The sequence below is a fragment of the Methanosarcina baltica genome (assembly GCF_055394095.1).
The window spans coordinates 2,231,508-2,253,328 of record NZ_AP042463.1 but is presented as its reverse complement, the minus strand read 5'-3'; the positions used below and the strand labels follow the sequence as shown (position 1 = coordinate 2,253,328).

25 protein-coding genes and 3 tRNA genes are annotated in these 21,821 nt (G+C 46.2%); 15 read left to right on the top strand and 13 right to left on the bottom strand.

The features are described from left to right. Positions 1-681 precede the first annotated feature (681 nt). The 9 genes from pfdA to ACZ5QV_RS09810 form a co-directional block, all read right to left on the bottom strand. Positions 682-1,101 carry a prefoldin subunit alpha gene (gene pfdA / locus ACZ5QV_RS09850; protein ID WP_464599655.1) on the bottom strand — a complete coding sequence of 140 codons (420 nt, stop codon included), beginning with the start codon at positions 1,099-1,101 and terminating at the stop codon, positions 682-684. 2 nt (positions 1,102-1,103) lie between these two features. Further along, positions 1,104-1,280, bottom strand: a complete 177-nt coding sequence (gene rpl18a, locus ACZ5QV_RS09845) for a 50S ribosomal protein L18Ae (protein WP_464599654.1) — start codon at positions 1,278-1,280, stop codon at positions 1,104-1,106. A 306-nt stretch (positions 1,281-1,586) separates the two neighbouring features. After that, positions 1,587-2,246 (bottom strand): translation initiation factor IF-6, encoded by a 660-nt coding sequence (locus ACZ5QV_RS09840; protein WP_464599653.1) that lies wholly within the window; start codon positions 2,244-2,246, stop codon positions 1,587-1,589. Positions 2,247-2,268: 22 nt separating this feature from the next. After that, positions 2,269-2,550: a 50S ribosomal protein L31e gene (locus ACZ5QV_RS09835; RefSeq protein ID WP_464599652.1), complete on the bottom strand. Its 282-nt coding sequence runs from the start codon at positions 2,548-2,550 to the stop codon at positions 2,269-2,271. 10 nt (positions 2,551-2,560) lie between these two features. Then, entirely contained in the window at positions 2,561-2,716 is a 156-nt protein-coding gene (locus ACZ5QV_RS09830) for a 50S ribosomal protein L39e (protein WP_464599651.1), read from the bottom strand. A gap of 190 nt (positions 2,717-2,906) precedes the next feature. Further along, a complete protein-coding gene (locus ACZ5QV_RS09825) occupies positions 2,907-3,509 on the bottom strand; it encodes a DUF7411 family protein (protein ID WP_464599650.1) in 603 nt (200 codons plus the stop codon). Positions 3,510-3,514: 5 nt separating this feature from the next. Continuing rightward, positions 3,515-3,880: a DNA-binding protein gene (locus ACZ5QV_RS09820; protein WP_464599649.1), complete on the bottom strand. Its 366-nt coding sequence runs from the start codon at positions 3,878-3,880 to the stop codon at positions 3,515-3,517. A 124-nt stretch (positions 3,881-4,004) separates the two neighbouring features. Beyond that, a complete protein-coding gene (locus ACZ5QV_RS09815; RefSeq protein WP_464599648.1) occupies positions 4,005-4,454 on the bottom strand; it encodes a 30S ribosomal protein S19e in 450 nt (149 codons plus the stop codon). A 337-nt stretch (positions 4,455-4,791) separates the two neighbouring features. After that, positions 4,792-6,066: an adenylosuccinate synthase gene (locus ACZ5QV_RS09810; protein WP_464599647.1), complete on the bottom strand. Its 1,275-nt coding sequence runs from the start codon at positions 6,064-6,066 to the stop codon at positions 4,792-4,794. Positions 6,067-6,171: 105 nt separating this feature from the next. Between ACZ5QV_RS09810 and ACZ5QV_RS09805 the strand changes: the two genes are divergently transcribed. Next, a complete protein-coding gene (locus ACZ5QV_RS09805) occupies positions 6,172-7,059 on the top strand; it encodes a HesA/MoeB/ThiF family protein (protein WP_464599646.1) in 888 nt (295 codons plus the stop codon). Here ACZ5QV_RS09805 and ACZ5QV_RS09800 read toward each other — a convergent pair. Both ACZ5QV_RS09800 and ACZ5QV_RS09795 read right to left on the bottom strand, forming a co-directional pair. Further along, on the bottom strand, positions 7,053-7,478 hold the full coding sequence (locus ACZ5QV_RS09800) for a TIGR00304 family membrane protein (protein WP_464599645.1): 426 nt from the start codon (positions 7,476-7,478) through the stop codon (positions 7,053-7,055). The genes ACZ5QV_RS09805 and ACZ5QV_RS09800 overlap by 7 nt on opposite strands. Then, positions 7,460-7,678 (bottom strand): TIGR00304 family membrane protein, encoded by a 219-nt coding sequence (locus tag ACZ5QV_RS09795; RefSeq protein ID WP_464602083.1) that lies wholly within the window; start codon positions 7,676-7,678, stop codon positions 7,460-7,462. The genes ACZ5QV_RS09800 and ACZ5QV_RS09795 overlap by 19 nt, the downstream gene beginning before the upstream one ends. A gap of 441 nt (positions 7,679-8,119) precedes the next feature. Here ACZ5QV_RS09795 and ACZ5QV_RS09790 point away from each other — a divergent pair, with 441 nt between their 5' ends. The 10 genes from ACZ5QV_RS09790 to ACZ5QV_RS09745 all read left to right on the top strand — a co-directional run bounded on the left by ACZ5QV_RS09790 (position 8,120) and on the right by ACZ5QV_RS09745 (position 17,515). Next, a complete protein-coding gene (locus ACZ5QV_RS09790) occupies positions 8,120-8,464 on the top strand; it encodes a hypothetical protein (RefSeq protein WP_464599644.1) in 345 nt (114 codons plus the stop codon). Positions 8,465-8,576: 112 nt separating this feature from the next. Next, entirely contained in the window at positions 8,577-9,821 is a 1,245-nt protein-coding gene (locus tag ACZ5QV_RS09785; protein ID WP_464599643.1) for a proteasome-activating nucleotidase, read from the top strand. 221 nt (positions 9,822-10,042) lie between these two features. After that, positions 10,043-10,117: transfer RNA gene (locus ACZ5QV_RS09780), tRNA-Glu, on the top strand. Between the two features lie 335 nt (positions 10,118-10,452). Next, positions 10,453-11,409, top strand: a complete 957-nt coding sequence (locus ACZ5QV_RS09775; RefSeq protein ID WP_464599642.1) for an ADP-ribosylglycohydrolase family protein — start codon at positions 10,453-10,455, stop codon at positions 11,407-11,409. Then, positions 11,406-11,984 (top strand): GIY-YIG nuclease family protein, encoded by a 579-nt coding sequence (locus ACZ5QV_RS09770; protein WP_464599641.1) that lies wholly within the window; start codon positions 11,406-11,408, stop codon positions 11,982-11,984. The genes ACZ5QV_RS09775 and ACZ5QV_RS09770 overlap by 4 nt, the downstream gene beginning before the upstream one ends. Positions 11,985-12,109: 125 nt before the next feature. Continuing rightward, on the top strand, positions 12,110-13,657 hold the full coding sequence (locus ACZ5QV_RS09765) for an MBL fold metallo-hydrolase (protein ID WP_464599640.1): 1,548 nt from the start codon (positions 12,110-12,112) through the stop codon (positions 13,655-13,657). Positions 13,658-13,756: 99 nt separating this feature from the next. Continuing rightward, the gene (locus tag ACZ5QV_RS09760; RefSeq protein WP_464599639.1) at positions 13,757-14,275 is read left to right on the top strand and encodes a phosphatase PAP2 family protein; all 519 of its coding nucleotides are present in this window, start codon (positions 13,757-13,759) and stop codon (positions 14,273-14,275) included. Positions 14,276-14,600: 325 nt separating this feature from the next. Further along, positions 14,601-16,073: an IS66 family transposase gene (gene tnpC / locus ACZ5QV_RS09755; protein WP_464599339.1), complete on the top strand. Its 1,473-nt coding sequence runs from the start codon at positions 14,601-14,603 to the stop codon at positions 16,071-16,073. A gap of 222 nt (positions 16,074-16,295) precedes the next feature. After that, on the top strand, positions 16,296-16,427 hold the full coding sequence (locus tag ACZ5QV_RS09750; RefSeq protein WP_464599638.1) for a hypothetical protein: 132 nt from the start codon (positions 16,296-16,298) through the stop codon (positions 16,425-16,427). Between the two features lie 41 nt (positions 16,428-16,468). Next, the gene (locus tag ACZ5QV_RS09745; RefSeq protein WP_464599637.1) at positions 16,469-17,515 is read left to right on the top strand and encodes a cytochrome-c peroxidase; all 1,047 of its coding nucleotides are present in this window, start codon (positions 16,469-16,471) and stop codon (positions 17,513-17,515) included. Positions 17,516-17,672: 157 nt separating this feature from the next. Here ACZ5QV_RS09745 and ACZ5QV_RS09740 read toward each other — a convergent pair. Beyond that, positions 17,673-17,755 (bottom strand) — tRNA-Leu (locus ACZ5QV_RS09740). Positions 17,756-17,823: 68 nt separating this feature from the next. Then, positions 17,824-17,895: transfer RNA gene (locus ACZ5QV_RS09735), tRNA-Gly, on the bottom strand. A gap of 769 nt (positions 17,896-18,664) precedes the next feature. Here ACZ5QV_RS09735 and ACZ5QV_RS09730 point away from each other — a divergent pair. The 4 genes from ACZ5QV_RS09730 (at position 18,665) to ACZ5QV_RS09715 (ending at position 21,555) form a co-directional block, all read left to right on the top strand. Then, the gene (locus ACZ5QV_RS09730) at positions 18,665-18,769 is read left to right on the top strand and encodes a CcmD family protein (protein ID WP_464599636.1); all 105 of its coding nucleotides are present in this window, start codon (positions 18,665-18,667) and stop codon (positions 18,767-18,769) included. Positions 18,770-18,792: 23 nt separating this feature from the next. Then, positions 18,793-19,173: a cytochrome c maturation protein CcmE domain-containing protein gene (locus ACZ5QV_RS09725; protein WP_464599635.1), complete on the top strand. Its 381-nt coding sequence runs from the start codon at positions 18,793-18,795 to the stop codon at positions 19,171-19,173. Between the two features lie 37 nt (positions 19,174-19,210). After that, a complete protein-coding gene (locus tag ACZ5QV_RS09720; protein ID WP_464599634.1) occupies positions 19,211-20,089 on the top strand; it encodes a polyprenyl synthetase family protein in 879 nt (292 codons plus the stop codon). A gap of 287 nt (positions 20,090-20,376) precedes the next feature. Beyond that, complete coding sequence (locus ACZ5QV_RS09715) at positions 20,377-21,555, top strand: radical SAM/SPASM domain-containing protein (protein ID WP_464599633.1); 1,179 nt, start codon at positions 20,377-20,379, stop codon at positions 21,553-21,555. Positions 21,556-21,821 lie beyond the last annotated feature (266 nt).

Genomic DNA, 21,821 nt, shown 5'->3' with positions numbered 1-21,821 from the left:
GGGAATCCATCCCGAAAAAAGATTTAAAAAATAGGTTTTTGAAGCCTGGCATGTTTGCCGCTTGCTTAAGTTAAATATGTCAACTACCCCCACTGTCAGCCTTTGGCTGTCGTGTTAAACCATAGGTTTAACAGGAGTTTCTAATTTTCAATTCGAAACACCGAGGAAGGGGCTTGAATATCACTGATTATGTTCTCAGATCATCTTATTCGTATGGCCGGTTGACTTAGTGGCTGCCAACCACCAGTTCTCTTTCAAAAACGGCGACCCAGTTCTATCGAAACACTCCAAAGGCAATTTCGGTGTGTTTGTTGCCAAACATAATATCCGATAGAACTATTTCAGATTGTAGACCCAATGTAAAAACCGTTATCTCTCAAAGAGAGTGCCCTACCTCCGAGGAGGCATCGGGGCAACCTGTTACGTACTATATAATATAAACGTAAATATATACAAGAGTTTCCAGAGAAAGAACCGGCTCCTGTAGTCTTGACGCATTCCCCCCCCACCTATCAGCCTTCGGCTGTCGTGTTAAACCATGGGTTTAACAGGAGTTTCTAATTTTCAATTAGAAACACTGAGGAAGGGGACTCCTGCTGAGTCAGTTGAATATTGCTTGAAACGTTAGGGCTTTTATCGGCCCTGGTTCAGAAAACCCGCCCGGGTTTCCGGAGAAGGAACTTACTGGCTCATGCTGGTGGCTTCAGCTTCAAGAGCCTTCATGCCCTGAGCGAATTGAGTCAGTGAAGCGTTCATTTGTTCCATTATTTTTCCAAGCTGTTCCCTGCGACTCTTCAGGGTCTCTACCGCGTCATCTGCAGTTTTCTCTGCACTGTACCCGGCTCCGAGGTTCACGACAATCCTGTCGGTTTCCCTGATTTCAGCATGGGCGAAGGATCCGAATCCCAGAGATACCATGGTTGCGGCACTTTCCTTTTCTTCTCTGGCTTTTTTCAGTTCCCCAATGGACTCGATTGCCCTATCACAACTTGCAATGGAGGCCTGCGCCATATTCAGATCTTCCCGGATGGCTTCGGCCCTCTTCTGAAATTCCTGGTGTCTGGCTGCCAGATTTTTGAGCTCTTCACTGACTTCCGGCATGATTATTCCTCGACGATGTTTTCGATTTTAATTTGATTTCTTTTGACATGGTGCCTGCTGCCAAAAGTCGAGTAAGTCTTATCAATTGCGTTTTTCTCGTTCTGGCTTTCCACACTCTTCGTGAATTTTGCCCATGCATATCCTGCTTTGAAGGTGCCTGTGACTACGAAATTCTTCATAATTGATCACCATACTTTTATTGTAGATGTTATGGATTCTGAACGGTTAAAGATGATGGCCTGAAAAGGGGACCTGAAAAGAGGGCCTGAAAAGGAGGCATGAAGCCAGAGCCGAAACAGAGCGCCCAAATAGGACCTAAATAGGATCCAAACAGAACCTGAACAGGACTTGCTCATTCTACAGCCCGGGTATTCAGGGCCTGCAAACCATTGAGTTTCCGGCCCTAAATAATCAAAACCGGGTTTAAAGTAGTTTAAGCGAATCCCGGATCTTTCAAAGTTTTTATCGGATTTAAAAATTTTGATTCATTTTATAAATCCGAGTGCGTCTTCGATCCTTCCAAGTTCATGGCCCGTGGTTTCGGAGCCTGCAACGTACCCTTTCGAGTTTGCGAGCAGGCCGGAGCCAAGCATCTGTGTCCCGAAGTTCGTGGTGCCGATATCCACAGGGAAGCCGAAAATATCTTCCAGCATATCCCTTTCAGAAGGCGTCACCTTCGGATGCACCAGCAGACCTTTGTTTGTTACAACCCCTGCCATCCCTACGTTGTTGATCCCGGCAATGGTGCCCCTGTATACATCCACCTTGAAAGTCCTGGAAATCAGTTCCAGGGCTTTATCTGAAAATTCAGGATGTACCAGGGCCGCGGAATCGTTGGCAAGGATAAGGTTTCCAACAGCGTTTAGCCTGGACGGAAGGATTGCGGCCGGCATGTCCAGAAGTTTCTGCAGTTTGTCGATATTGCTGTTAAGGGGGAAAATAAAACCGTTTGAATTCCCCCGGGAGAGCGAACCCACAACAACGCTGCCGGTTACAAGGGTCTGAAGGACCCTGAGGTCAAGTAACTCTTCAAGTAAAGCACAGACCTCTGGCTTTGTACCGGTAGGGACAAGGGCCACGTCCTCGGAACAGGTCGCAAAGAGCCCTATAATTGGAGTGTCGTAGATGTTAACCGTTCGAATCATACTAGTGTCTTCAAATCTTTACTTAAGTTAACTTAACTTCTGCAAGTTCGACCTGAACCTCGCCGCCCTCGAACTTCACCGCACGGATGCGGATCGAAAGAGGGGGCTTTTCACAGCCTCTTTTCCAGATATGCTCATTAATGGAACTGTCAAGCTTGATCTGAGCTTCATCAGCCTTGAGGTGCCTTACAAGGTACTTCCTGACCTCTATAATCGCCCTGTTAGCTCTCTTCCAGACAGGAACTTTCCTTGCTACCCTGAGAGGAATGGTATATACCTGTTCTTTAACAACTTCGTCTGCCATTTTACCCACCTTACTTTACCTTAAGGCTACTTTTTCTCCAGTGCCTTCTCTTGGGATGAGTTACTACCTTCCGGTTCGTCTTCACAATAACCCACATTGGGACCCTTGTGTTCTGGTTGTGCGCTTTTGCCAACCTCATTTTTTGTCCTTTCATGTTATGACTCAAATGAATCACACCCGTATAATTTGTAAAATTTATAATCCGTTATCGATCCAGCTTTAGCTGTGACCGGCCGGTTCTAATCCTTCAATTATTATTGATTCCCGCAACTTCCCGTTTCCGGGAAAGTTCTTCCAGCTTAAGCGATTAGGCCGAATATCTTGATTATTCTATAAATCATTAATCCAGCTCCCCTTTACTGAAGCTTTTTCCGGGCAAGGACATGTGACTGGACATGCACCGGGAAAAGTTCACGTATTTTGTCTTCTCCGGTCCGCTGCTTTATCAGTTCCCGAAGCTCGGTTTCGTAATCGGCTTTGACCGTATATTCGCTCAGCCCTTCCTCAATTACCAGGTACCTTTCCACAAGAAGGTCAACGGTTTTCCGACCATACCCTTTCAGAGGACATGTATATTGAACCCCAAAGCGGTCTTCGATGCTCCTTGCCCGCGGCAGGTCAAGCACCGGGACCCGGTCGTCTCTCCTTGTTCCGTCCGCGATAACCAACACTTCCGGGTCAGAGGCCAGAGCCTCGACGGCTTTTTCGTGGATATGGTTAATCGCTTTTTTAGGAAAACCGTCTTCCATTATAGTCTCATATGCTGATTCCAGAACACTCCTGTCCAGAAGAAGAGTCCTGTGAGGGAAATTTAACTCCCCTGCGGTTTTTGCCGCAATGTCACCGGTCGGGATTATCCCGAAGGTACAGGTCACAAGCTCCACTTCAAAAAATGGTTCGAGCAAAATGGCAGCAAGGGAACTGTCTTTCCCCCCGCTGAACAGGACCGAGACTTTCATCGTGTTTAGACCCTGGTGATGGAAGTATTGCGTTTTTTCGGTTGCATCTTCATAAGGAGGCCTTTGAGCTGTGCGTCGTTGATCTTGGACTGAAGCCTTCCGCTCTGGGCAAGGGAAATAAGCTGCATTTCAAGCTGTTCCCCAAGAGCCGCCCTTGACATCTTAAGAGTGGTCAGGCGTTCCCTGGCTTCAGGGGTCAGGACCTGGCGCAGAATTGCCTGTTTCTGGGCATCCATTTCAGCTTTTGCCTGCTCCTGCTGATATGCAGCCTGAGGGTCGGGCTGCTGCTGCATTTGCTGCTGCTGTTGCAGTTCGGCAAGCCGTCTTTTACGAAGTTCTTCGAGCTCGTTATCCATTGTCATGGAAATCACCGGAAAAAATATTAAAGGGATATAAGATTAAGCTTTTTTGGAAAAAATCCTGAAAAAATCTCAGCTTTCCGGGAAAAATTTATCCCTTTCGGGAAAAATTTACCCCTTCCGACCAATTATGATTTCAGTATTTTGCAAGTCCCGGGATTGTCTCAATTAATTCCTGCTTAACTTCGTGAGCAGCATTATCGAGTGTGGACCTTCCCCTAGGGGATATGGCCCTTCCATCCTTTACCTTCTGCAGGAGACCGGCGGCTTCAAGCTGCTGTACAGCCTTTCTTGCAATGGAACCACTGCCCTTTGCCCGCCTGTAGGGTCTTGAGCCTCTGTCTCTTTTCCCGCCATAAACAGAACGAAGCCTCTCGACGCCGATAGGCCCGTCTGCATAGATCTTTCTAAGAACTGCGGCACACCTTGTGTACCACCAGTCTTCTTCGATTGGTGGAAGTTCTTTGTGAACTCCGGTCTTTACGGATTCCGCCCATTCAGGGGGGACTACTTTGTCATTTTCCTTGAGAATTCCTGCAACCTTGTCGATCAGTTCCGCTGCAGGGACGTCATAAGCGGTAGTCATACTCTCCTCCATTTAAGAGTTAGTCTGATATTTATTGAAGATGACTGATTTATCAGCCTGTGCCGTTCTGGCTTCAACCGGTGCCGTTCCGATTTTAGTCAGTGTCTTTCCTGACTGGCACATTGTAACTCTGATCCACTCAAGCTGGTTTGCCAGTATTGGACTCTTACTGGACTTATTGGACTCAGCAGGCCCCCATATGAAGGACCCGCATTTTCCGTCTCAAGACTTGATAATGCTGATTAGTATGATCTAGTCTAAACTGGAAAGTGAGTTTGATTAATTTCTTGGTTAATATATACACCTTTCGGTGTACCAAGCAGATAACTAAAGGTAGTTACTGTTTTTTAAAGGTTTGCGCTCTACCCGGACCCACCGAGATATAGCGAATAGGCACGCTCATGAGCTCTTCTAACCTGTTGACGTAGTTCCTGGCATTTTCAGGCAGGTCCTCAAAACACCTGACCTCTGTCAGTTCGGCCTTCCAGCCGGGCAGGTCTTCATAGACAGGTTCGCACTCCGCAAGGCTTTCCGTAAGTTCGGGAGGATAGTTTATTGTTTCTCCCCTGTAGCTGTACCCCACACAGACCCTAATCGGTTCGAGGCCTGAGAGCACGTCGAGTTTCGTGAGGGCAATTCCCGTATAGCCATTCAGAGCAATGGATTTTTTCAGGAGAGGCAGGTCAAACCAGCCGCATCTTCTGCCTCTGCCCGTGGTCGTCCCGAATTCGCCTCCGGCTTTCTGGAGCTGTTCTCCGAGTTCCCCTGAAAGTTCCGTAGGAAGGGGCCCTTCTCCGACCCTGGTTATATAGGCTTTCACAATCGCGATCACGTTGTTCACCCTTGTCGGGCCCACTCCCAGGTTGGCACAGGCGGAGCCTGCGATTGTGGAGGAAGAGGTCACGAACTTCTGGGTCCCGTGAATCACGTCAAGGTGCGTGCCCTGGGCAGCCTCGGCCATTACGTTTTTTCCGGAGTCCAGGGCCTCATTAATCTCCCTTGAGACATCCGTTATATAGGGGCCAAGCTCTTTTCCGAGCCGGATGTATTTCTCGATCAGGGCCTTATCCCTGACAAGGGCCGGGTCTCCCTCGAGGGCGGAGATCTCGCTTTCCTTCTGAGGAGCGAGTTCTTCCAGTCTTGCAAGAAAATGCTCTTCGTTGGCCAGGTCGGCCAGACGGACTTCGTCTCTTGCGACCTTGTCAATATACGCAAAGCCTATTCCACGCTTGGTGGTTCCGATCTTCGTTGTCCGGGCAGCTTCCCGAAGCCCGTCCAGTTCTATATGGTAGGGCATGATTATACTGACCTTTGCGTCGATCCCAAGCTTCTCGGGTTTGACCTCCACACCATTTTCCCTCAGCATCTCCATTTCTTCTAACAGGACAGCCGGATCCAGAACAACCCCCGGTCCAATAAGGGCCCTTGCCTCCAGAAGGATGCCGGAGGGAATCAGGTGGAACTTGTATACTTTATCTTCTACCTTTACAGTATGCCCGGCGTTGTTCCCGCCCTGAAAACGGGCAACAATGTCATAATCCTTTGCAAGAAGGTCAACGATCTTGCCTTTTCCCTCGTCGCCAAACTGCGCGCCAGTGATAATCGTAAACATACGCGCTGGATTTAGCTTTAAGGGTTAATAATGTTTTGATTGGAGAAAAAGGCCCTCCATATAATTTATATTCCCCGAAAGCACATGAAAAACTTCTAATTGAAAATGAGCAGCAGGAGTTCCGTTTCCATGTCCAAAAAGCAGCCCACAAGAATTCCCAAAAAGATTCCTGAAAAACGTTCTGAAAATATTATTGAAAATATCCCTGAAAAAATTTCTGAGAAACTTTCTGAAAACCAGCTCTCCCGTTATGCCCGGCACATCGTCCTCCCTGAGATCGGAGAGGCGGGCCAGAGACGCCTGCTCTCTTCCCGTGTCCTCTGTATAGGGGCAGGAGGCCTGGGCTCTCCTGTGATCTCCTACCTTGCCGCTGCCGGGGTGGGTACCCTGGGAATTGCGGACGGGGATACCGTGGACTGTAGCAACTTGCAGCGCCAGATAATCCACGGGGGAAAACTGGGGGCCCCAAAAGTCGAGTCTGCGGCAGAGTTTGTGCGAAAACTCAACCCGGAGGTGCGGGTGGAGCCCTTCCCAAGGGTGAGTCCCGAAAACATCCTGAAGCTTGTAAAGGCCTATGACGTGGTCGTGGACTGCTCGGATAATTTTGAGACCCGTTTCCTTGTAAACGATGCCTGCGTGCTTTTGAAAAAACCACTCTGTCACGGGAGCATCTATCGCTTTGAGGGTCAGGCGATGACCATCCTTCCCGGGGACGGGCCCTGCTACAGGTGCCTTTTTGAGCGCCCGCCCAAAACGGAACGCAGGCCAGGGGATGAAGGGGTGCTCGGAGTACTTCCGGGAGTTATTGGGTCCATTCAGGCCACGGAAGTCCTGAAATACCTGCTGGGGATAGGGAGCCTTCTGAAAGGCCGTATGCTCTATTATGATGCCCTTTATATGACCTTTGACGAAATCAAGGTGAAGAAAAATCCCGAATGTCCCGTATGCGGAAAAAGGGCAGGGATTACTTCCATTGACCCGAAAAATTACTGAAAAACAGGTCCTCTGAACAGGAGGAAGGCAAGGACGGTCAATATAATTGAAAGTATTATTGCGCTTTTTGCACTTTCTCCGTCACTTCCGAAGACAATGGGGATCGGGCCAAGCATTATCACCCCTCCGCCTCTTACTTTCGGAGAAGAGCTATTTTCCGGTGAGTTCCTCTCCGCGCCGTATCCATAAGTGTTTTTTCTTTCAAAGTCCTGCCCGGCAGAACCGCTTCTTTCAAAAGGACTACGTCTTTCCGGAGCTCCTCTTCTTTCAAAAGAGCCCTCTTTTTCCGAATGCCTGCTCTGGCCACTGGCCGACCGTGTTTCAAAAAAGTTTCCGAGTGTGAAAATCAAAAATCCGGAAAATATTATCAAAATTCCGAGAAAAACAAGAACATTTCCGGTCAACGCTTCGTTTTCCATAAAAAGAGATACAGAACCATAATTAATAAACCGATTCCGAGTATATTTGTTGTTATTTCAGGAGAGGAACCAAAGGCAATGGGGATCGGCCCGAGCATAATTAACCCGCCAATATGATTGGTCGCAGGATGCTGGGTCATTGTAAGGAGAATACCTAGTAATAATACTATGAATCCTACCGCAGTTACCGTCGCCCCCATCTTCATAAAACTTTCGGATGTCCGCATATGGGATGATAGTATTCTCCTATTATTTAACCCCTTCATTTGTGTTTGCCCGCGACAGTGTTGGTTTCTTAAAATATATGCATAAATTATATATAAGGTGCCCCATTTTGGGAAATAATAAATAATCTGCAGGGTTTCTGGACCCCTTGCTTTTTGCCATTCATACAGACATCATTATATATATCTTCGACCAATAATTAAGGTTTTGATGTAACTCTTCAAACAGGGGTCCGATAATTAATATTTGCTAAACTTAATCGGCCAATTCCCCCCCACCTGCTAGCCTTTGGCTGTCGTGTTAAACCATAGGTTTAACAGGAGTTTCTAATTTTTAATTAGAAACATTGAGGAAGAAGTATTTTACTATATGAGATAAAAAAACCAGGGGTAAATATTAAACAGGAGACTTGAATAATGGCAATATGTGACATATGTGGAAAAGAAATGCTTGTTGATGAGGGGTGTGTACCAAGAACCATCACATTTACTGATGGAACCTCTCTAAAAGCCTTGAAATACGGAGAAGATGGTCAATGCGATGATCATGAAAAAGGTCGATGTCCGGACTGTGGATGCAAAGTTGGAAACTATCACCATTACGGGTGTGATATGGAAATATGCCCTAAATGTGGTGGCCAACTATTATCCTGTGATTGTACACACGCAGGAGAAGAAGGCATCGAGTTTGATGGGATCACCGAAAAGTTCATTCACCGAGCATCTCAAAAACCCAATGTCTCATCGCCTCCAAAAAAATAAAAACAACCTGTTACATATTAAATTATTATCATTCTGGCTTTTTGCCGCTTGAATAGGGTAAAAGATAACTGAACCCGTAATTCATTCAAAGTTTATAAAAAAGGTGTTACTCATGTCCGCAAATAGTGAATTACAGTCTTCTCTGGAAGAGGTAAAAACCAGGGTAGAGTCTCAGATTGAGTGTGGGGTATTTAGCCCCGGGGACGTGAAGTCCCTGATAACCGAAATTGAAATTCTTAAGGTCCAGAACGAAAATATGAAGGCAAGACTCCTTGAAGCCAGTGTTGCCACGGGCCGACACCTCCAGGAGATCAATAAATTAAAGGCTCACCTGGAGCAGCTTACCGAGCCTCCGCTCTTCATTGCCACTATTCTGGAGGTAACGGGGGAAATTGCGCTTCTCAGGCAGCACGGGAACAATCAGGAAGTCCTGACCCAGATCCCGGAAGACTACCAGGGAAAGATCGAGCCCGGGATGAGGGTTGCGGTAAACGGGGCGTACTCTATTATCTCAATCGTCAGCAGGGCCGCCGATGTTCGGGCCCAAGTCATGGAGCTTATCACCTCACCCGGAGTTGACTACAGCATGATCGGCGGGCTTGAAAATGTGCTGCAAGAGGTTATCGAAAGTGTGGAACTCCCGCTTACCGAACCCGAACTCTTTACGGACCTTGGAATCGAACCTCCTTCAGGAGTCCTCCTCCACGGAGCTCCCGGAACAGGCAAGACCCTTATCGCAAAGGCTATCGCCTCCCAGGCCCACGCAACCTTCATCCGGATGTCCGGCTCCGACCTCGTTCAGAAGTTCGTCGGAGAAGGCTCAAGGCTTGTCAAGGACATCTTCCAGCTTGCCCGGGAAAAGTCCCCGAGTATCCTTTTCATTGACGAAATAGACGCTGTGGGCAGCATGAGAACCTATGACGGGACCAGCGGTTCCGCCGAAGTTAACCGCACAATGCTCCAACTCCTGGCCGAGATGGACGGCTTTGATGCCACAGGCAACGTGAAGATTATTGCGGCGACCAACAGGATCGACCTTCTCGACCCCGCCCTCCTCCGCCCTGGCAGGTTCGACCGCTCGATTGAAATCCCCCTCCCTGATGAGAAGGGCCGGCTTGAAATCCTGAAGATCCACACCAGGAAGATGAACCTGGCCAAAGACGTGAACATTGAAAAACTCGCTATCTTGACAAAAGACATGAGCGGGGCAGCACTTGCCGTCATCGTCAAGGAAGCCGGGATCTTCGTGCTTCGCAGGCGCGGCAAGCAGATCACCATGGACGATTTCCTGCAGGCCCGTGAAAAGGTCATAAACTTTAAAGAGTCTTCCTCCAATCCAAACGCAATGTTCGTGTGATAGGGCTAAAAAACTGGAGCCGGAAAAAAGAGCAAAACCTGACAATAACGGCCGAACCGGGAAAGGGCCACACAGGTTTCATCCCTTTCCCCGATTTCAGGCCGAATTTTTTGTCTGGCAGGCTCTTATTACACCTTTTTACCTTTTTCAAACGAAAGATATATATATAATTGATAACTTGTTGATATCTGCCTGAGAGGCAAACCACAAGCAAACAACGTGCTCCGATAGTGTAGCTCGGCCAATCATTCAGGACTCTCACTCCTGCGACTGGGGTTCAAATCCCCATCGGAGCATCAAACTTTTTTACTCAATGTTATTTCTCAATGTTATTTCTCAATGTTATTTCTCAATGTTATTTCTCAATGTTATTTCTCAATGTTATTTCTCAATGTTATTTCTCAATGTTATTTCTCAATGTTATTTCTCAATGTTATTTCTCAATGTTATTTCTCAATGTTATTTCTCAATGTTATTTCTCAATGTTATTTCTCAATGTTATTTCTCAATGTTATTTCTCAATGTTTTTTTCTCAATGTTTTTTCGCCAGGTCTTTTTATAAAACCCTTTCACAATAAGCATCTTTAATAGGCCCCTGACCTAAAATGCTGAGAACAAAAGTGGTCAAACCATGAAAGAGGATGCGAATCTCAAAAACCAGCTTCTAGGCTATCTTTTTGGTAGTGCCTGCGGAGATGCCCTCGGCCGTCCCGTGGAACATTTCAGCCTTGAGGAAATAAAAGCAAAGTACGGGGAAAAGGGAATCCCTGAAATTCCCCCGGATTCTCCCTGGACCGACGATACCCAGATCATGCTCGTGCTTGCCCGGGCCCTTCTCAGAGGGGCCGAACTTGAGCCTGAAGATTTCATGCCCATCCTTGCCGAGGAATTCGTAAAATGGCTGGATGAGCCGGACCTTGGGGCCGGGGAAACCTGCAAGGGCGCAGCCGCCCGCCTGAGAGAAGGCTTTCACTGGAGCGAGTCCGGGATTAAAGAATCGAAAAAATGCGGGAGCCTCATGCGCTCCGGAATTATTGGTTTCATTTACAGGAACAACCCTGAAAAACTGCTTGAGGTCGCTTCCCTTTCCGGCAAAATCAGCCACTGCCACCCGACAGCAGACGCAGCCTGTATTGCGGGCACTTATGCTGTAAAGCTGGCCCTGGACGGAGTACGGCCTGAAGAGATGTTTGACCCCCTCCTTAAAGTCACGGCCGGGATTTCTGAAGAGTTTACGAAGGCTTTTGAGGAGGCTTACGAACTTGCGAAACGGGATATGAGTGACGAAGAGGCCCTCCGGAAAATAGGGCAGGGCTGGTATGCCGAAGAGACCTTTGCCCTCTCCTGTTTTTGCATGTTAAGGTATCCCGACGACTACAAAAAAGTGGTCCAAACAGCCGTTAACATCACAGGAGACTCGGACTCCGTGGGCGCTGTGGCAGGAGGTATCATGGGAGCCAGGCTCGGGATCGAGGCTGTCCCAGAAAACTGGGTTCAGGCCCTTCTGGGAAAAAAAAACCTTGAAAGTATGGTAGATCCCCTGCTTGAAAAGTACGAAATGGTCTCGAAAAGGGTAGGGGAAAGATGAAACATACCACCCCCACTTCTTCACACCTTCCTTCTTCACTCCACCCTCCCGAGCCTTCATCTTCTACCTCTTCTACCTCTTCTACCCCTTTTCCTCATTTAATCATCAAGGAAACTTTTGATGCTTCAGCCCCTTCCCCTATCTTCTCGGAAAAAGGGGTTTACTGCCTGGTTTTTGAAAACCGGGAATGCACCCTTCCCGTGGGAAAAAAAGGAGATTTTTCTTTCAGGCCGGGCTTTCATATATATGTAGGCTCTGCCCTCGGACCGGGAGGCTTGAAACGGGTGATCAGACACATATCACTTTCCGGAAACCGGGACAAAAAGCCTAAATGGCACGTTGATTATCTGCACCTGAGCCCTTCCTTTTCCCTCGCCTGCGTGATCTGCGCCCCCACTCCAGAGAGGCTTGAATGTGCCCTGGCCTCTGAAATCGGGGGAGACTCCGTGCCCGGCTTCGGGTGCACGGACTGTAAATGTAAATCGCATCTTTTTTACCGGGCCAGAAATCCGCTTGGGGAAATTGTTGAGGCTTTTGCAGCCTGCGGGCTTTTACCTTCAGGATTCAGATGTTAAAATCTATTACAGTAAGATTTATTAAAAGTGAAAAGGATTTTTATGTAAAATAAGAAGGAAAAACCGTAAAATAAGATTGGACCACAGGGGGATTTGGCACGGAACAGTTCTCATTTATTACCCACATGCCGGACGAGCCGGGGGCCCTTCACAGGGTAGCGGAGATCGTCAAACGCTACGGGGGAAACATAAACCGGGTCCAGTACGACAGGCGGATAGATCGGAATACCGTTTTTTTTGAGGTCTCGGCATCAAACACGGCATACGGGAAAATCCGGGAAGAACTTGAACGGATTGGTTACCTTCAGACATCCCTGCAGCCCGTAGGATTTCTGAAATTCTACGTTTATCTCCCGCACAGGCCCGGGGCTCTCTTTGAGTTTCTGGACCAGCTGACCCTGGCCGGGGCAAACATCACCTTCCTGGACTTCGATGACCGGGGAAGACACCCCGAAAGGCTCAGGGTGAGTCTGAATGTCGAAAACGCGGGCCTTATAGATACTCTTCTAAACCGGCTCAAGTCCCGCTACAGGCTTGAGATCCTCGAGTACGACACGCGAGGAGAAAAGCTCGATGACACGGTTTTTTACGTCTGTCTTGCAAAGAGGCTGAGGGCCTATGTCGGAGACACTGAAGACGCTTTTCTCATGAGGTTTTTGCAGGATATCAACCATATTGCCCAGGAACTTTCGAACCTCGAAAAAGACCCCTCCGATGTCTTTGAGAACATCCTGAAGGTGGGCGAAACCCTGAACCGGACTTCAGGGGCCGGATTTTACGCTGATGTCCAGCGGGTAAAGGTTAGCAAAAAAATCGAGCTTTTCTGCTTCCAACCCCCCTGTGGAGGCAACATCTACCTCTTCAACACCCCGGAAGAAATGATCATGATCGACACGGGTTACGGGATCTATTACCCGGACCTTGTGAAGATGTTCCATCACTACGGGCTCGGAGACCTGGACCGGCTTAAACGTATCTATATTACTCACGCGGACGCCGACCACTGCGGGGCTGCAGGCTATTTCCCGGCCCGGGCTTACCTTAACCGGGAAACTTTAAAGGTCGCAAGGGAAACAAACCGGGCTTACGGTTCCACCCATCAGGAGTGCATCCTTGAAGAGGTCTATACAAAGATGATCAACCTGTTTTCAAAGTACTCCCTTCCCACAAATTTCGAGCTTTTCCCCGATATTCCGGACCTCTCCGAAAAGTCAGAGGGATCAGAAAAATCAGAAGGCCCGGAAAAGTCCGAAAAATTCAAAAATATGGAGATGCGGGGAGCCTTTCCGGTAATAGGTCGCTTCAAAATAGGAGAACTTGAGTTCGAGGCCCTGGAGGGGTTGGGAGGGCACATGCACGGGGAAGTCCTTTACCTCTGCCCTGGCGAAGGCCTACTCTTCCCGGAAGATACCCTGATAAACTTCAGGAGTCTGGGGGCCGAAAGGACGGAGTACAACGTCCTGGCAGACTTCCTTATGACTTCGGTAAATGTGGATAGCGGACTTGCCCGCAAAGAAAGAAAGGCCCTTTTTGACCTCGTTTCGGAACTTGAGGACCAGCTCGGAGCCGGAAAAAAGTGTTTGATCTACTGCGGACACGGCTCAATTTCCGTGCTTGAAAACGGGAAACTGGTCCCATACGGAAATTCCGAGCGTTATGTTGCGAGGGGATGAGCTTTCGAGTTTCGGACAAAACCCGCCACAAACTTCATCTGAAAGGTTGATATGCTTTGGGAAGCAAGATTACATATTAATACATTACAGGATGGTTTCATGTTTACAGAGTTCAATTACGAAGTCCTGCGGATTCTTAATTCCTTTTCTTTTCTGGACGGGTTCATGCTCTTTGTGAGCCACAACTTCGATTACTTTCTCTTCCTGATCCTGGCCCTTCTCTTTTATTACAGAGGAAGAAACGAGGCCCTGCTTTATCTTTCCCTGCTTGTCGTCGCCTGGGGTCTGGCAAAGGGCCTTAAACCGATTTTTGCGGTCCCAAGGCCCGAAGATATCCGTTTTGTGACCTGTACAACCGGCTACTCCATGCCGAGCGGACACACCCTTATGTCCTTTGCCTCGGCAGTCTTTTTACATCCCAGAGCGGGAAAATTAAAGCCATTCGTGTGGATTTTTGCCGTGCTTGTAAGCCTTAGCCGGGTTTTTATTGGAGTCCACTATCCATCGGACGTGCTTGTGGGAGCAATGATAGGGGGTTTGCTCGGGTTTTTCTGGATCTATGTTGAAAAAAGGCTTGCAAGAGCAGGTTTTCTTCAGGATATTTTTAATGCAAAATAATGGATTGATACTCATACAGGATTGTAAATCCGAATTATAGTGGATTATTCCTTACATTTTGATGCGAAAATTCCGAATTTTGCTGATGGCAGTTCTCTGTTTAATGCTTGCTTTGTTTTTGTTGGTGGAGGTGTTTTGTGTATGAATTCAAACCACGGAACACACAGAAAAAAAAGGTCGGAAGACGCCATTTACGGTTGCTCTTGTGTTTTGTCCAGAATCATTTCTGAATCGATGTAACTATTCAGCCATACTTTGAACAAAGGCAATTTTTCCTCGTTTCGAGGAAAAATTGCATATAAAATAACTCTATCTCTTCAGTATCATGCTTACACGTGAAGAGATTCTTGAAATCTATGAAGAAGGCCCTGAAGCAGTCGTTGCTGTAATTCAGAGACTTGAGACTATCATAGAGAAACAGGCTTCTCAAATTGCTGAACTTGAGGAACGTGTAAGGGTTTTAGAGGCTCGTCTAAATCAAAACAGCCAAAACAGCAGTAAACCTCCTTCTACTGACGTTTTTGTGAATGAAAAACCTAAACCTAAGAGTAGCCGCACAAGAAGTGGGAAAAAACCTGGTGGTCAAAAAGGTCATTCTGGAAGTACTTTCGAAATGGTTGGGGATCCTGACCATATAATATTTCATTCCCCTCACTGCTGTGAAAATTGTGGTCATGATCTTGAAGATACTGAAGTTCGGGACTGTGAACGCAGGCAAGAAGCTGATATTCCTCCTGTGAACATCATATTTACCGAACATCGTGCTGAGTCCAAGAAATGCCCTCACTGTGGGAAAATAAACAAAGGTACTTTTCCAGACTCTATAAAATTCCCTATTCAATATGGACCTCGCCTTTTATCCTCTCTTGTATATTTAAGGAACTTTCAATTGATTCCTTATAAACGGATTTGTGATTTGTCAGAGGACTTTTATGGAATACGTATCAGCCCTGCTACCATAAAAAGAGCTGAAAAGGAATTATTCCAGAAATTGGAACCTTTCGAAAAAGCTGTTTTCGAACATCTACGGGTAGCCTATTCTGTACATTGTGATGAAACAGGAATGAGGGTTTTAGGGACAAAATGGTGGCTCCATGTTGTTTCAAACAGTCTGTGGACATACTATTTTGTACATCCAAAAAGAGGATCAGAGGCAATGAATGCTTTGGGTTTTCTTCCAGAATACAAGGGGGTAGTAGTTCATGATGGTTGGGCATCATACAACAAATATGGATGTGAACATGCTCTCTGCAATGCTCATCTTAAGAGGGACCTCACTGGAGTTGAAGAGAATTTTGAGCAGCAATGGGCTAAAAAAGTAAATGAACTTCTGAGTGAAGTAAAAAAATATACCGACGAATGCAGAGAAATGGAAATTCCAATAGATCCAATAAAAGTCAGGGCATTCGAGGAAATATACGATAAAATAATTAAAGAGGGAATTGAAGAAAATCCACCTCCTGACCTCTCAAAACAGGTTAAAAAAAGAGGAAGACCAGCACAAACAAAAGCAAAGAATCTCCTTGATAGGTTCATAAAATACAAGGATAGGATTCTGAAATTCCTCAATGACCTGAGAGTTCCATTTGATAATAATCAAGCAGAGCGAGACATCAGAATGATGAAGCTACAACAGAAGATTTCGGGAACTTTCCGAAGCATCGAAGGAGCGGTAGCTTTCTGCAGAATTCGGGGATACATATCCACTATTAGAAAGAATAGCTTGAATGTCATGGATGCTATTCGAGCGGCGCTCAATGGAGCGCCGCTATTATCCGATAGTTGCAACATTAGCTGAAACTATGCTTTTTTTATCAGTAGGCTGAATAGTTACGAATCGATTATATAAAGGCCCGAAGTACTCACCGGCCATCAGGCCGGTTTCCGTGTCATCCCGTGCTTTTCCGTGGTTATAAGTTCTCTTGATAGTGATTTTGCATCAAGAACTTCAAAATTCCGAATTTTAAAGCTGGGTGAGTATATATATAAATCCGTTTTAGATTAAGGCGGGGTATTTTAATTGGGAGCCTGTAAACCGCCAGGATTTGGAATATTTTTCCTGTTTTTTTACCTGAATGCGTTTTTTGAAAGGCCTCCTGAAATTCCTGAAATACCTGGAATACCTGGAATAATCAGAACATCGGGGGGATAATATTGAAAATAAAAATAATTCTGGTTTGTATCAGTATTTTTATGCTTGCTGCGTTTTCTTTATCTGCTACAGGGGCTTCAGAGACTCTGGATCCCAAGGCGATAGAAACGCTTGGAAAAAATATCTATTTTGATGATGCCCTTTCAAGTCCGAGGGGAATGTCCTGTGCGAGTTGCCATGATCCCGGAGCCGGGTTTGCCGATCCTAATACGAATTTTCCGGTATCGAGGGGTGTGATCCATACCCGGTTCGGAAACAGGAATTCACCTACTGCTGCCTATGCGGCCTACAGTCCCGATTTTTCCTTTAATGAACTGGGGGAAGCCGTGGGTGGGCAGTTCTGGGACGGGAGGGCTAAAAACCTTACAGAACAGGCAAAGGGTCCGTTCCTGAACCCTCTGGAAATGCATAACAGGGATAAGTCCGTGGTGGTAACCATGATAAAAAATTCCGGGTATGCGGGGCTTTTCATTGAGGTATACCCGTCCGGTTTTGCTGATGATGATGCCGCCTACCACAACGCCGCCCTGGCCATTGCTGCCTACGAAAATTCATCGGAAGTGAATAAGTTCAGTTCAAAGTACGATTATCTCACAGAAGAGGGCCTTGAAGATGATGAGTTGCGGGGGTTTGAACTGTTTGAGGCTAATTGTGCTGGCTGTCACCCCTCTGATTCGAGTCTCTATGCGGATAGTCCCCTATTTACGGATTATGGCTATCGAAATCTGGGAGTGCCAAGGAATCCGGACAATCCATTCTACAGTATCGCTTTTGAATTCAATCCGGAGAAGGATACTTATGTTGATTACGGACTGGGAGCAGCTCTTGGAGATGAAAGCCAGAACGGGAAAATGAAGACCCCTACCCTGAGGAATATTGCCAGGACTCCACCCTACATGCACAACGGGGTGTTTGCTGACCTGCCTGCGGTCCTGGAGTTCCTTAACGACCGCGAACCCTACACTCCTGAAGTCAATAAAACCATCAATGAAAACGTAGGCAACTTCGGGTTCACGGATCAGGATATTGCAGACCTTATTGCTTTCCTGAATACCCTTTCAGATGGATATGAGCCTTCGGAGGCTTAAATAATACGAAAAGTCCGGCCGCAAATAGGCCGGTCTTTTCAACATTCAAGAAGCAGGCCATCTAAAGAAGAATCAACACAAAAAGGGCAAAACCGTATTCAAAAAGAAGCGGAAATCGTTTGAATTCGATGTAACTATTTAAACCCAATAATGGATATGCGAGGGGTGCGATTTGAACGCACGAATTCCTACGAAAATGGGTCCTAAGCCCATCGCCTTTGACCTCTGGGCAACCCTCGCACTCAGAAAAATATCTTAAAATAAAAAATAGGAACAACTTTTTTAATTAATTAGAGAAAAATGAGAAATGCGCCGACCGGGATTCGAACCCGGGTTTTGGGCTTGGAAGGCCCAAGTCATAGCCACTAGACCATCAACGCAAACTGCAACACCTCTAGAGGTATTTTTAATATATAAGAATTTCGCTTGAAAAAGTGTAACGGAATGTACTTTTTTACAGAACTGCGTTGAATTTGGAGATTGTTATTCAAATATTTTGATTTTTTCTTCTTTATTGTTAGTACTGTTTTTAGTATTACTTATTTTTCCAAAGGATTACAGTATTCCATTGATTGTGCTTAATCTTAATTACAGGAAAATAAATGTTAAATTTATATATATGTTATAATTTTATTGTTAACCCGTTGTCAAAAAATATAATCCATAGTTATTTTGAGATTGCAGAATTTTTTAAAAAATAATGTACACACAAGATTTATTTTTTCATAATGTAAACTGGCCTTTTCTTTGAAAAAATATTCCTTTTTTATTATTATACATAGTAAAATATATTGATTTTTAATTATGATTAAATTTTATATTCAATTCCGGCCTAAATCGCAAATTTTAATAATAATTTACATATGTTAGGGTTCAACATCAACTAAATATTTTATACAGTATACATTATGCGGAATATATTTGCTATTTGAATACAATGAGATTTGACACTAACAGAAATAATATATATATCTTACATAATTTTTAGATACAAAGTCTTAAGATGCCAGGCCTGAAAGAATGGATTCCTTTCAAGCTCAAATCCTCCGGGACAATTTCAACTACCCGCCGCTAAATATGGGGATCTGCTGAGGGTCCTGAAAGGCCTTAATAGGTCTGCTGACTAATATATAGTAGAGGTATTTTGAAATGGAAGCATTCGTTCTCGCATTTACAGTAAGCTTGCTCCTTATTTGTTCTTATCTCCTGAAACTTATAAGGACACGGGCAAGGCTTAACAAAAAGTTAATGTAATGCTTCGTTGTACGGAGTTTTTTATGAACAAAAAAAGGAAAACATTACTTTCAATTGCCTTTGTTGCCGCCGTGGTGCTTACAGGTTTATATGGCGTTGACCTTTCGGAAGGTTATTTAATGGTTTCCGAACTGGTTTCAGCCCCTCAGGCCCATGTTGGAGAGGAGGTTAATGCAATGGGCATCGTGGAAACCGGAACCCTTGAGATGATTCCCGGGCTAACCTCTTTCGAACTGAGAGACGAGGAAGACGAGAACTCCAGGATACGTGTCGAATACACGGGAGAACTCCCTTCCAACGTTGTGGAAGGCAAAAAGGTGAGCATAAGCGGGACTATGGTTTCAGAAAACACAATCGAGGCAAACAAAATCGTTACGGGCTGTCCCTCCAAGTATACTGAGTAATGAGGGGAGCAAGGAAAAAAAGGTATGAGGCTCATTGATGGACATTGAAGAATGGGAAGAGTACGGGTATATCGCGGAAGGGATCGATGCCTTTGTCCGGGAACTTGGGAACTCCTACCTGAAAAAAATGGTGGGGCATGTCTGCAATACCGGTGGAAAACGGATCAGACCCCTTCTTCTCCTGCTATCGAGTGAGGCCTGTTCCACTTCTTATAAAAACAGCCTTGATGCGGCCCTTGCCGTTGAGATGATGCATTCGGCATCTCTTGTACACGATGACCTACTTGACCAGGGACTTATCCGGAGAAATATGCCCACGGCCCCGGAAAAATTCGGCCCCTCTCAGGCTCTGCTCTGCGGGGACTTTCTTATTGCCAAATCCATTGAGTTAATTTCCCCTTACGGGGAAAAGGTGGTCCGGATTTTCGGAAAAGCCGGCATGGACATGGCCGAAGGGGAGGTCCTTGACCTCCAGCTTGAGGGAAAAGAGTTTTTGGAAAGAGACTACTTTGACTGTATCTACAGGAAAACGGCTTCTCTATTTGAAGTGAGTGCGGCAATCGGGGCCTACACGGCCGGGGCAGATGAGGCCCTTGCAAAACGTTTAGGGCTCTTTGGCCAGTATCTTGGGACCGCCTACCAGATCGTTGACGACCTGCTGGAGTTTCTGAAAATGATTGAAGGCAAGGAATCAAAGCATGAATCTGAAACCCTGCTCCATATCTACATGAAAGAAATGCCTGAGGAAGAGGCTGTCAAAAAGTCTGTTGTCTGCGTGAAGGGATACGTGCACTCCGCAAAGGAGATACTCAAAGACCTGGACCCCTGCCCTGCAAGGGAAAAACTCTTCAGGATAACAGATTACATGACCCTGGACCTGCTTGATACGGCATGGTCGGATGCTTTTTCTGATTGATTTCCAATTGAATTGATCTAATTTCCAATTGATCTAATTATTTATCTCAGACAGCAGAAGACCCCTTCCTCGATGTTTCTAATTGAAAATTAGAAACTCCTGTTAAACCTATGGTTTAACACAACAGCCGAAGGCTGACAGGTGGGGGGTTCATTTAGATACCTGATTATTTACAGGTCCTACCCGACTGCCGGCTTTTCCGGCCCGGAAAACAGCGATTATCTGATTATAAACGAAAATTGACTGCAGGACCCAAATAATGTCTTGTAATTTTTGTAGGTGAATCCATGCGAGTTTATGAAAGTCCGGTTCTTAAAGTAAATGCCAGCACCGAAAACGGAAAAGTCATGCTTGATGTGGAAGGTCCGCTTTCCCAGCTTGCAAAGCCCTTTATCAAGCGTATTAACGGGATCTTTGAAGAAGAAAAACCAATATCCGTGAACGATGACGAGATCATCTTTTCGACCTGGATACCCCCAATTCCCGGGAAGGCCTTCAGCCGCGTCATAAGTTCCGAGATTGCAGCAATCCTGAAAAAACGTGTTCCGGACCAGTTTTCTATAGGAATAACCGCCCGCTGTCCTAACCATTGCATCCACTGCGGGGCCGCGGACATAAAACCCGAAAGGGAGATGACCCTTGAGGAAATCTGCTCTATCCTTGATCAGACCCTTGACATGGGAACCTATCTTATCTCCTTTGACGGGGGAGAGACCATGATGCGCAAAGACCTTGCGGAGATGGTAGCCCATGTGGACAAGTCAAAAGCAATTGCAACCTGCTTTACCTCCGGTTACGGACTTTCCAAAGAGAAGGCGGAGGCGCTTAAAGCCGCCGAGCTCTATGCCGCCCATATCAGCATTGACAGCCCCTTCGAAGCAGAACACGACCGGGTGCGTGGAAGGAAAGGCGCATATCTCGATGCACTATCAGGAATCAAGAATGCTAATGCTGCGGGAATCCTGACCGATATGTTCGTGGTGGTTTCCCCCAATAATATCGATGACCTGGATGAATTTTATTCCCTTGCCGCAGAACTCGAAATGCAGGAGATGTCTATCTATGAGATCATTGCCGTGGGGCGCTGGCTTGAGCACGAGGACGAGGTTATCGGGGAAAAGGACGTTACAAGGCTTGGAAAGTTCCAGAAGGCCATGAACAAAAAGTCCGACGGGCCAAGAGTTACAGCTTTTCCCTACTTCATGGGACCCGACCTCTTTGGCTGTTTTGCAGGCAGGCGCTGGATGCATGTGGCCTCCGATGGGGAAGTGATGCCCTGTGCATACACCCCTCTCTCTTTCGGAAACGCCATTGAAGAACCCCTTGAAGACATCTGGAAGCGCATGGGAAAACATGAAGCATACAAAAAACCGGGGGAATACTGCATGATGCGTAATCCCGAATTCCGGAAAAAATATGTTCACACAATCCCCAAAGGAGCAAAGATTCCTTACAGAGTTAAATAAGGCTTTTTAAACCTGCATTCCGGCTATCCGGGGATAATTTTTTGAAAATCATTTCATAAAATTTTCCCCTCTATTTTTATCTTTTTTTGTGATTCCTGATCTTTCACGAATATGCTTGTCATGTGTAGCACACCACCCCTACCTCTTAGGACTTTTAATGCTACACGATAGGGAATTGAACAGAGGAAGCATCCAAATGTATCGTGACGTATCCAACGTAGTCAATTAAGACTTAGGCTGGTCAATCAAGGCTTGCCGAAACAAGT

What these genes read in the sequence shown, in the direction of transcription:
- ACZ5QV_RS09790 (WP_464599644.1), top strand. Translation starts at nt 8,120, where the DNA reads ATGGCAATATGTGACATATGTGGAAAAGAAATGCTTGTTGATGAGGGG.
- ACZ5QV_RS09720 (WP_464599634.1), top strand. Translation starts at nt 19,211, where the DNA reads ATGGACATTGAAGAATGGGAAGAGTACGGGTATATCGCGGAAGGGATC.
- ACZ5QV_RS09760 (WP_464599639.1), top strand. Translation starts at nt 13,757, where the DNA reads ATGTTTACAGAGTTCAATTACGAAGTCCTGCGGATTCTTAATTCCTTT.
- ACZ5QV_RS09715 (WP_464599633.1), top strand. Translation starts at nt 20,377, where the DNA reads ATGCGAGTTTATGAAAGTCCGGTTCTTAAAGTAAATGCCAGCACCGAA.
- ACZ5QV_RS09785 (WP_464599643.1), top strand. Translation starts at nt 8,577, where the DNA reads ATGTCCGCAAATAGTGAATTACAGTCTTCTCTGGAAGAGGTAAAAACC.
- rpl18a (WP_464599654.1), bottom strand. Translation starts at nt 1,280, where the DNA reads ATGAAGAATTTCGTAGTCACAGGCACCTTCAAAGCAGGATATGCATGG.
- ACZ5QV_RS09805 (WP_464599646.1), top strand. Translation starts at nt 6,172, where the DNA reads ATGAGCAGCAGGAGTTCCGTTTCCATGTCCAAAAAGCAGCCCACAAGA.
- ACZ5QV_RS09795 (WP_464602083.1), bottom strand. Translation starts at nt 7,678, where the DNA reads ATGGGGGCGACGGTAACTGCGGTAGGATTCATAGTATTATTACTAGGT.
- tnpC (WP_464599339.1), top strand. Translation starts at nt 14,601, where the DNA reads ATGCTTACACGTGAAGAGATTCTTGAAATCTATGAAGAAGGCCCTGAA.
- ACZ5QV_RS09810 (WP_464599647.1), bottom strand. Translation starts at nt 6,066, where the DNA reads ATGTTTACGATTATCACTGGCGCGCAGTTTGGCGACGAGGGAAAAGGC.
- ACZ5QV_RS09745 (WP_464599637.1), top strand. Translation starts at nt 16,469, where the DNA reads ATGCTTGCTGCGTTTTCTTTATCTGCTACAGGGGCTTCAGAGACTCTG.
- ACZ5QV_RS09815 (WP_464599648.1), bottom strand. Translation starts at nt 4,454, where the DNA reads ATGACTACCGCTTATGACGTCCCTGCAGCGGAACTGATCGACAAGGTT.
- ACZ5QV_RS09725 (WP_464599635.1), top strand. Translation starts at nt 18,793, where the DNA reads ATGAACAAAAAAAGGAAAACATTACTTTCAATTGCCTTTGTTGCCGCC.
- ACZ5QV_RS09765 (WP_464599640.1), top strand. Translation starts at nt 12,110, where the DNA reads ATGCCGGACGAGCCGGGGGCCCTTCACAGGGTAGCGGAGATCGTCAAA.
- ACZ5QV_RS09840 (WP_464599653.1), bottom strand. Translation starts at nt 2,246, where the DNA reads ATGATTCGAACGGTTAACATCTACGACACTCCAATTATAGGGCTCTTT.
- ACZ5QV_RS09800 (WP_464599645.1), bottom strand. Translation starts at nt 7,478, where the DNA reads ATGGAAAACGAAGCGTTGACCGGAAATGTTCTTGTTTTTCTCGGAATT.
- ACZ5QV_RS09770 (WP_464599641.1), top strand. Translation starts at nt 11,406, where the DNA reads ATGAAACATACCACCCCCACTTCTTCACACCTTCCTTCTTCACTCCAC.
- ACZ5QV_RS09730 (WP_464599636.1), top strand. Translation starts at nt 18,665, where the DNA reads ATGGAAGCATTCGTTCTCGCATTTACAGTAAGCTTGCTCCTTATTTGT.
- ACZ5QV_RS09775 (WP_464599642.1), top strand. Translation starts at nt 10,453, where the DNA reads ATGAAAGAGGATGCGAATCTCAAAAACCAGCTTCTAGGCTATCTTTTT.
- ACZ5QV_RS09825 (WP_464599650.1), bottom strand. Translation starts at nt 3,509, where the DNA reads ATGAAAGTCTCGGTCCTGTTCAGCGGGGGGAAAGACAGTTCCCTTGCT.
- ACZ5QV_RS09835 (WP_464599652.1), bottom strand. Translation starts at nt 2,550, where the DNA reads ATGGCAGACGAAGTTGTTAAAGAACAGGTATATACCATTCCTCTCAGG.
- pfdA (WP_464599655.1), bottom strand. Translation starts at nt 1,101, where the DNA reads ATGCCGGAAGTCAGTGAAGAGCTCAAAAATCTGGCAGCCAGACACCAG.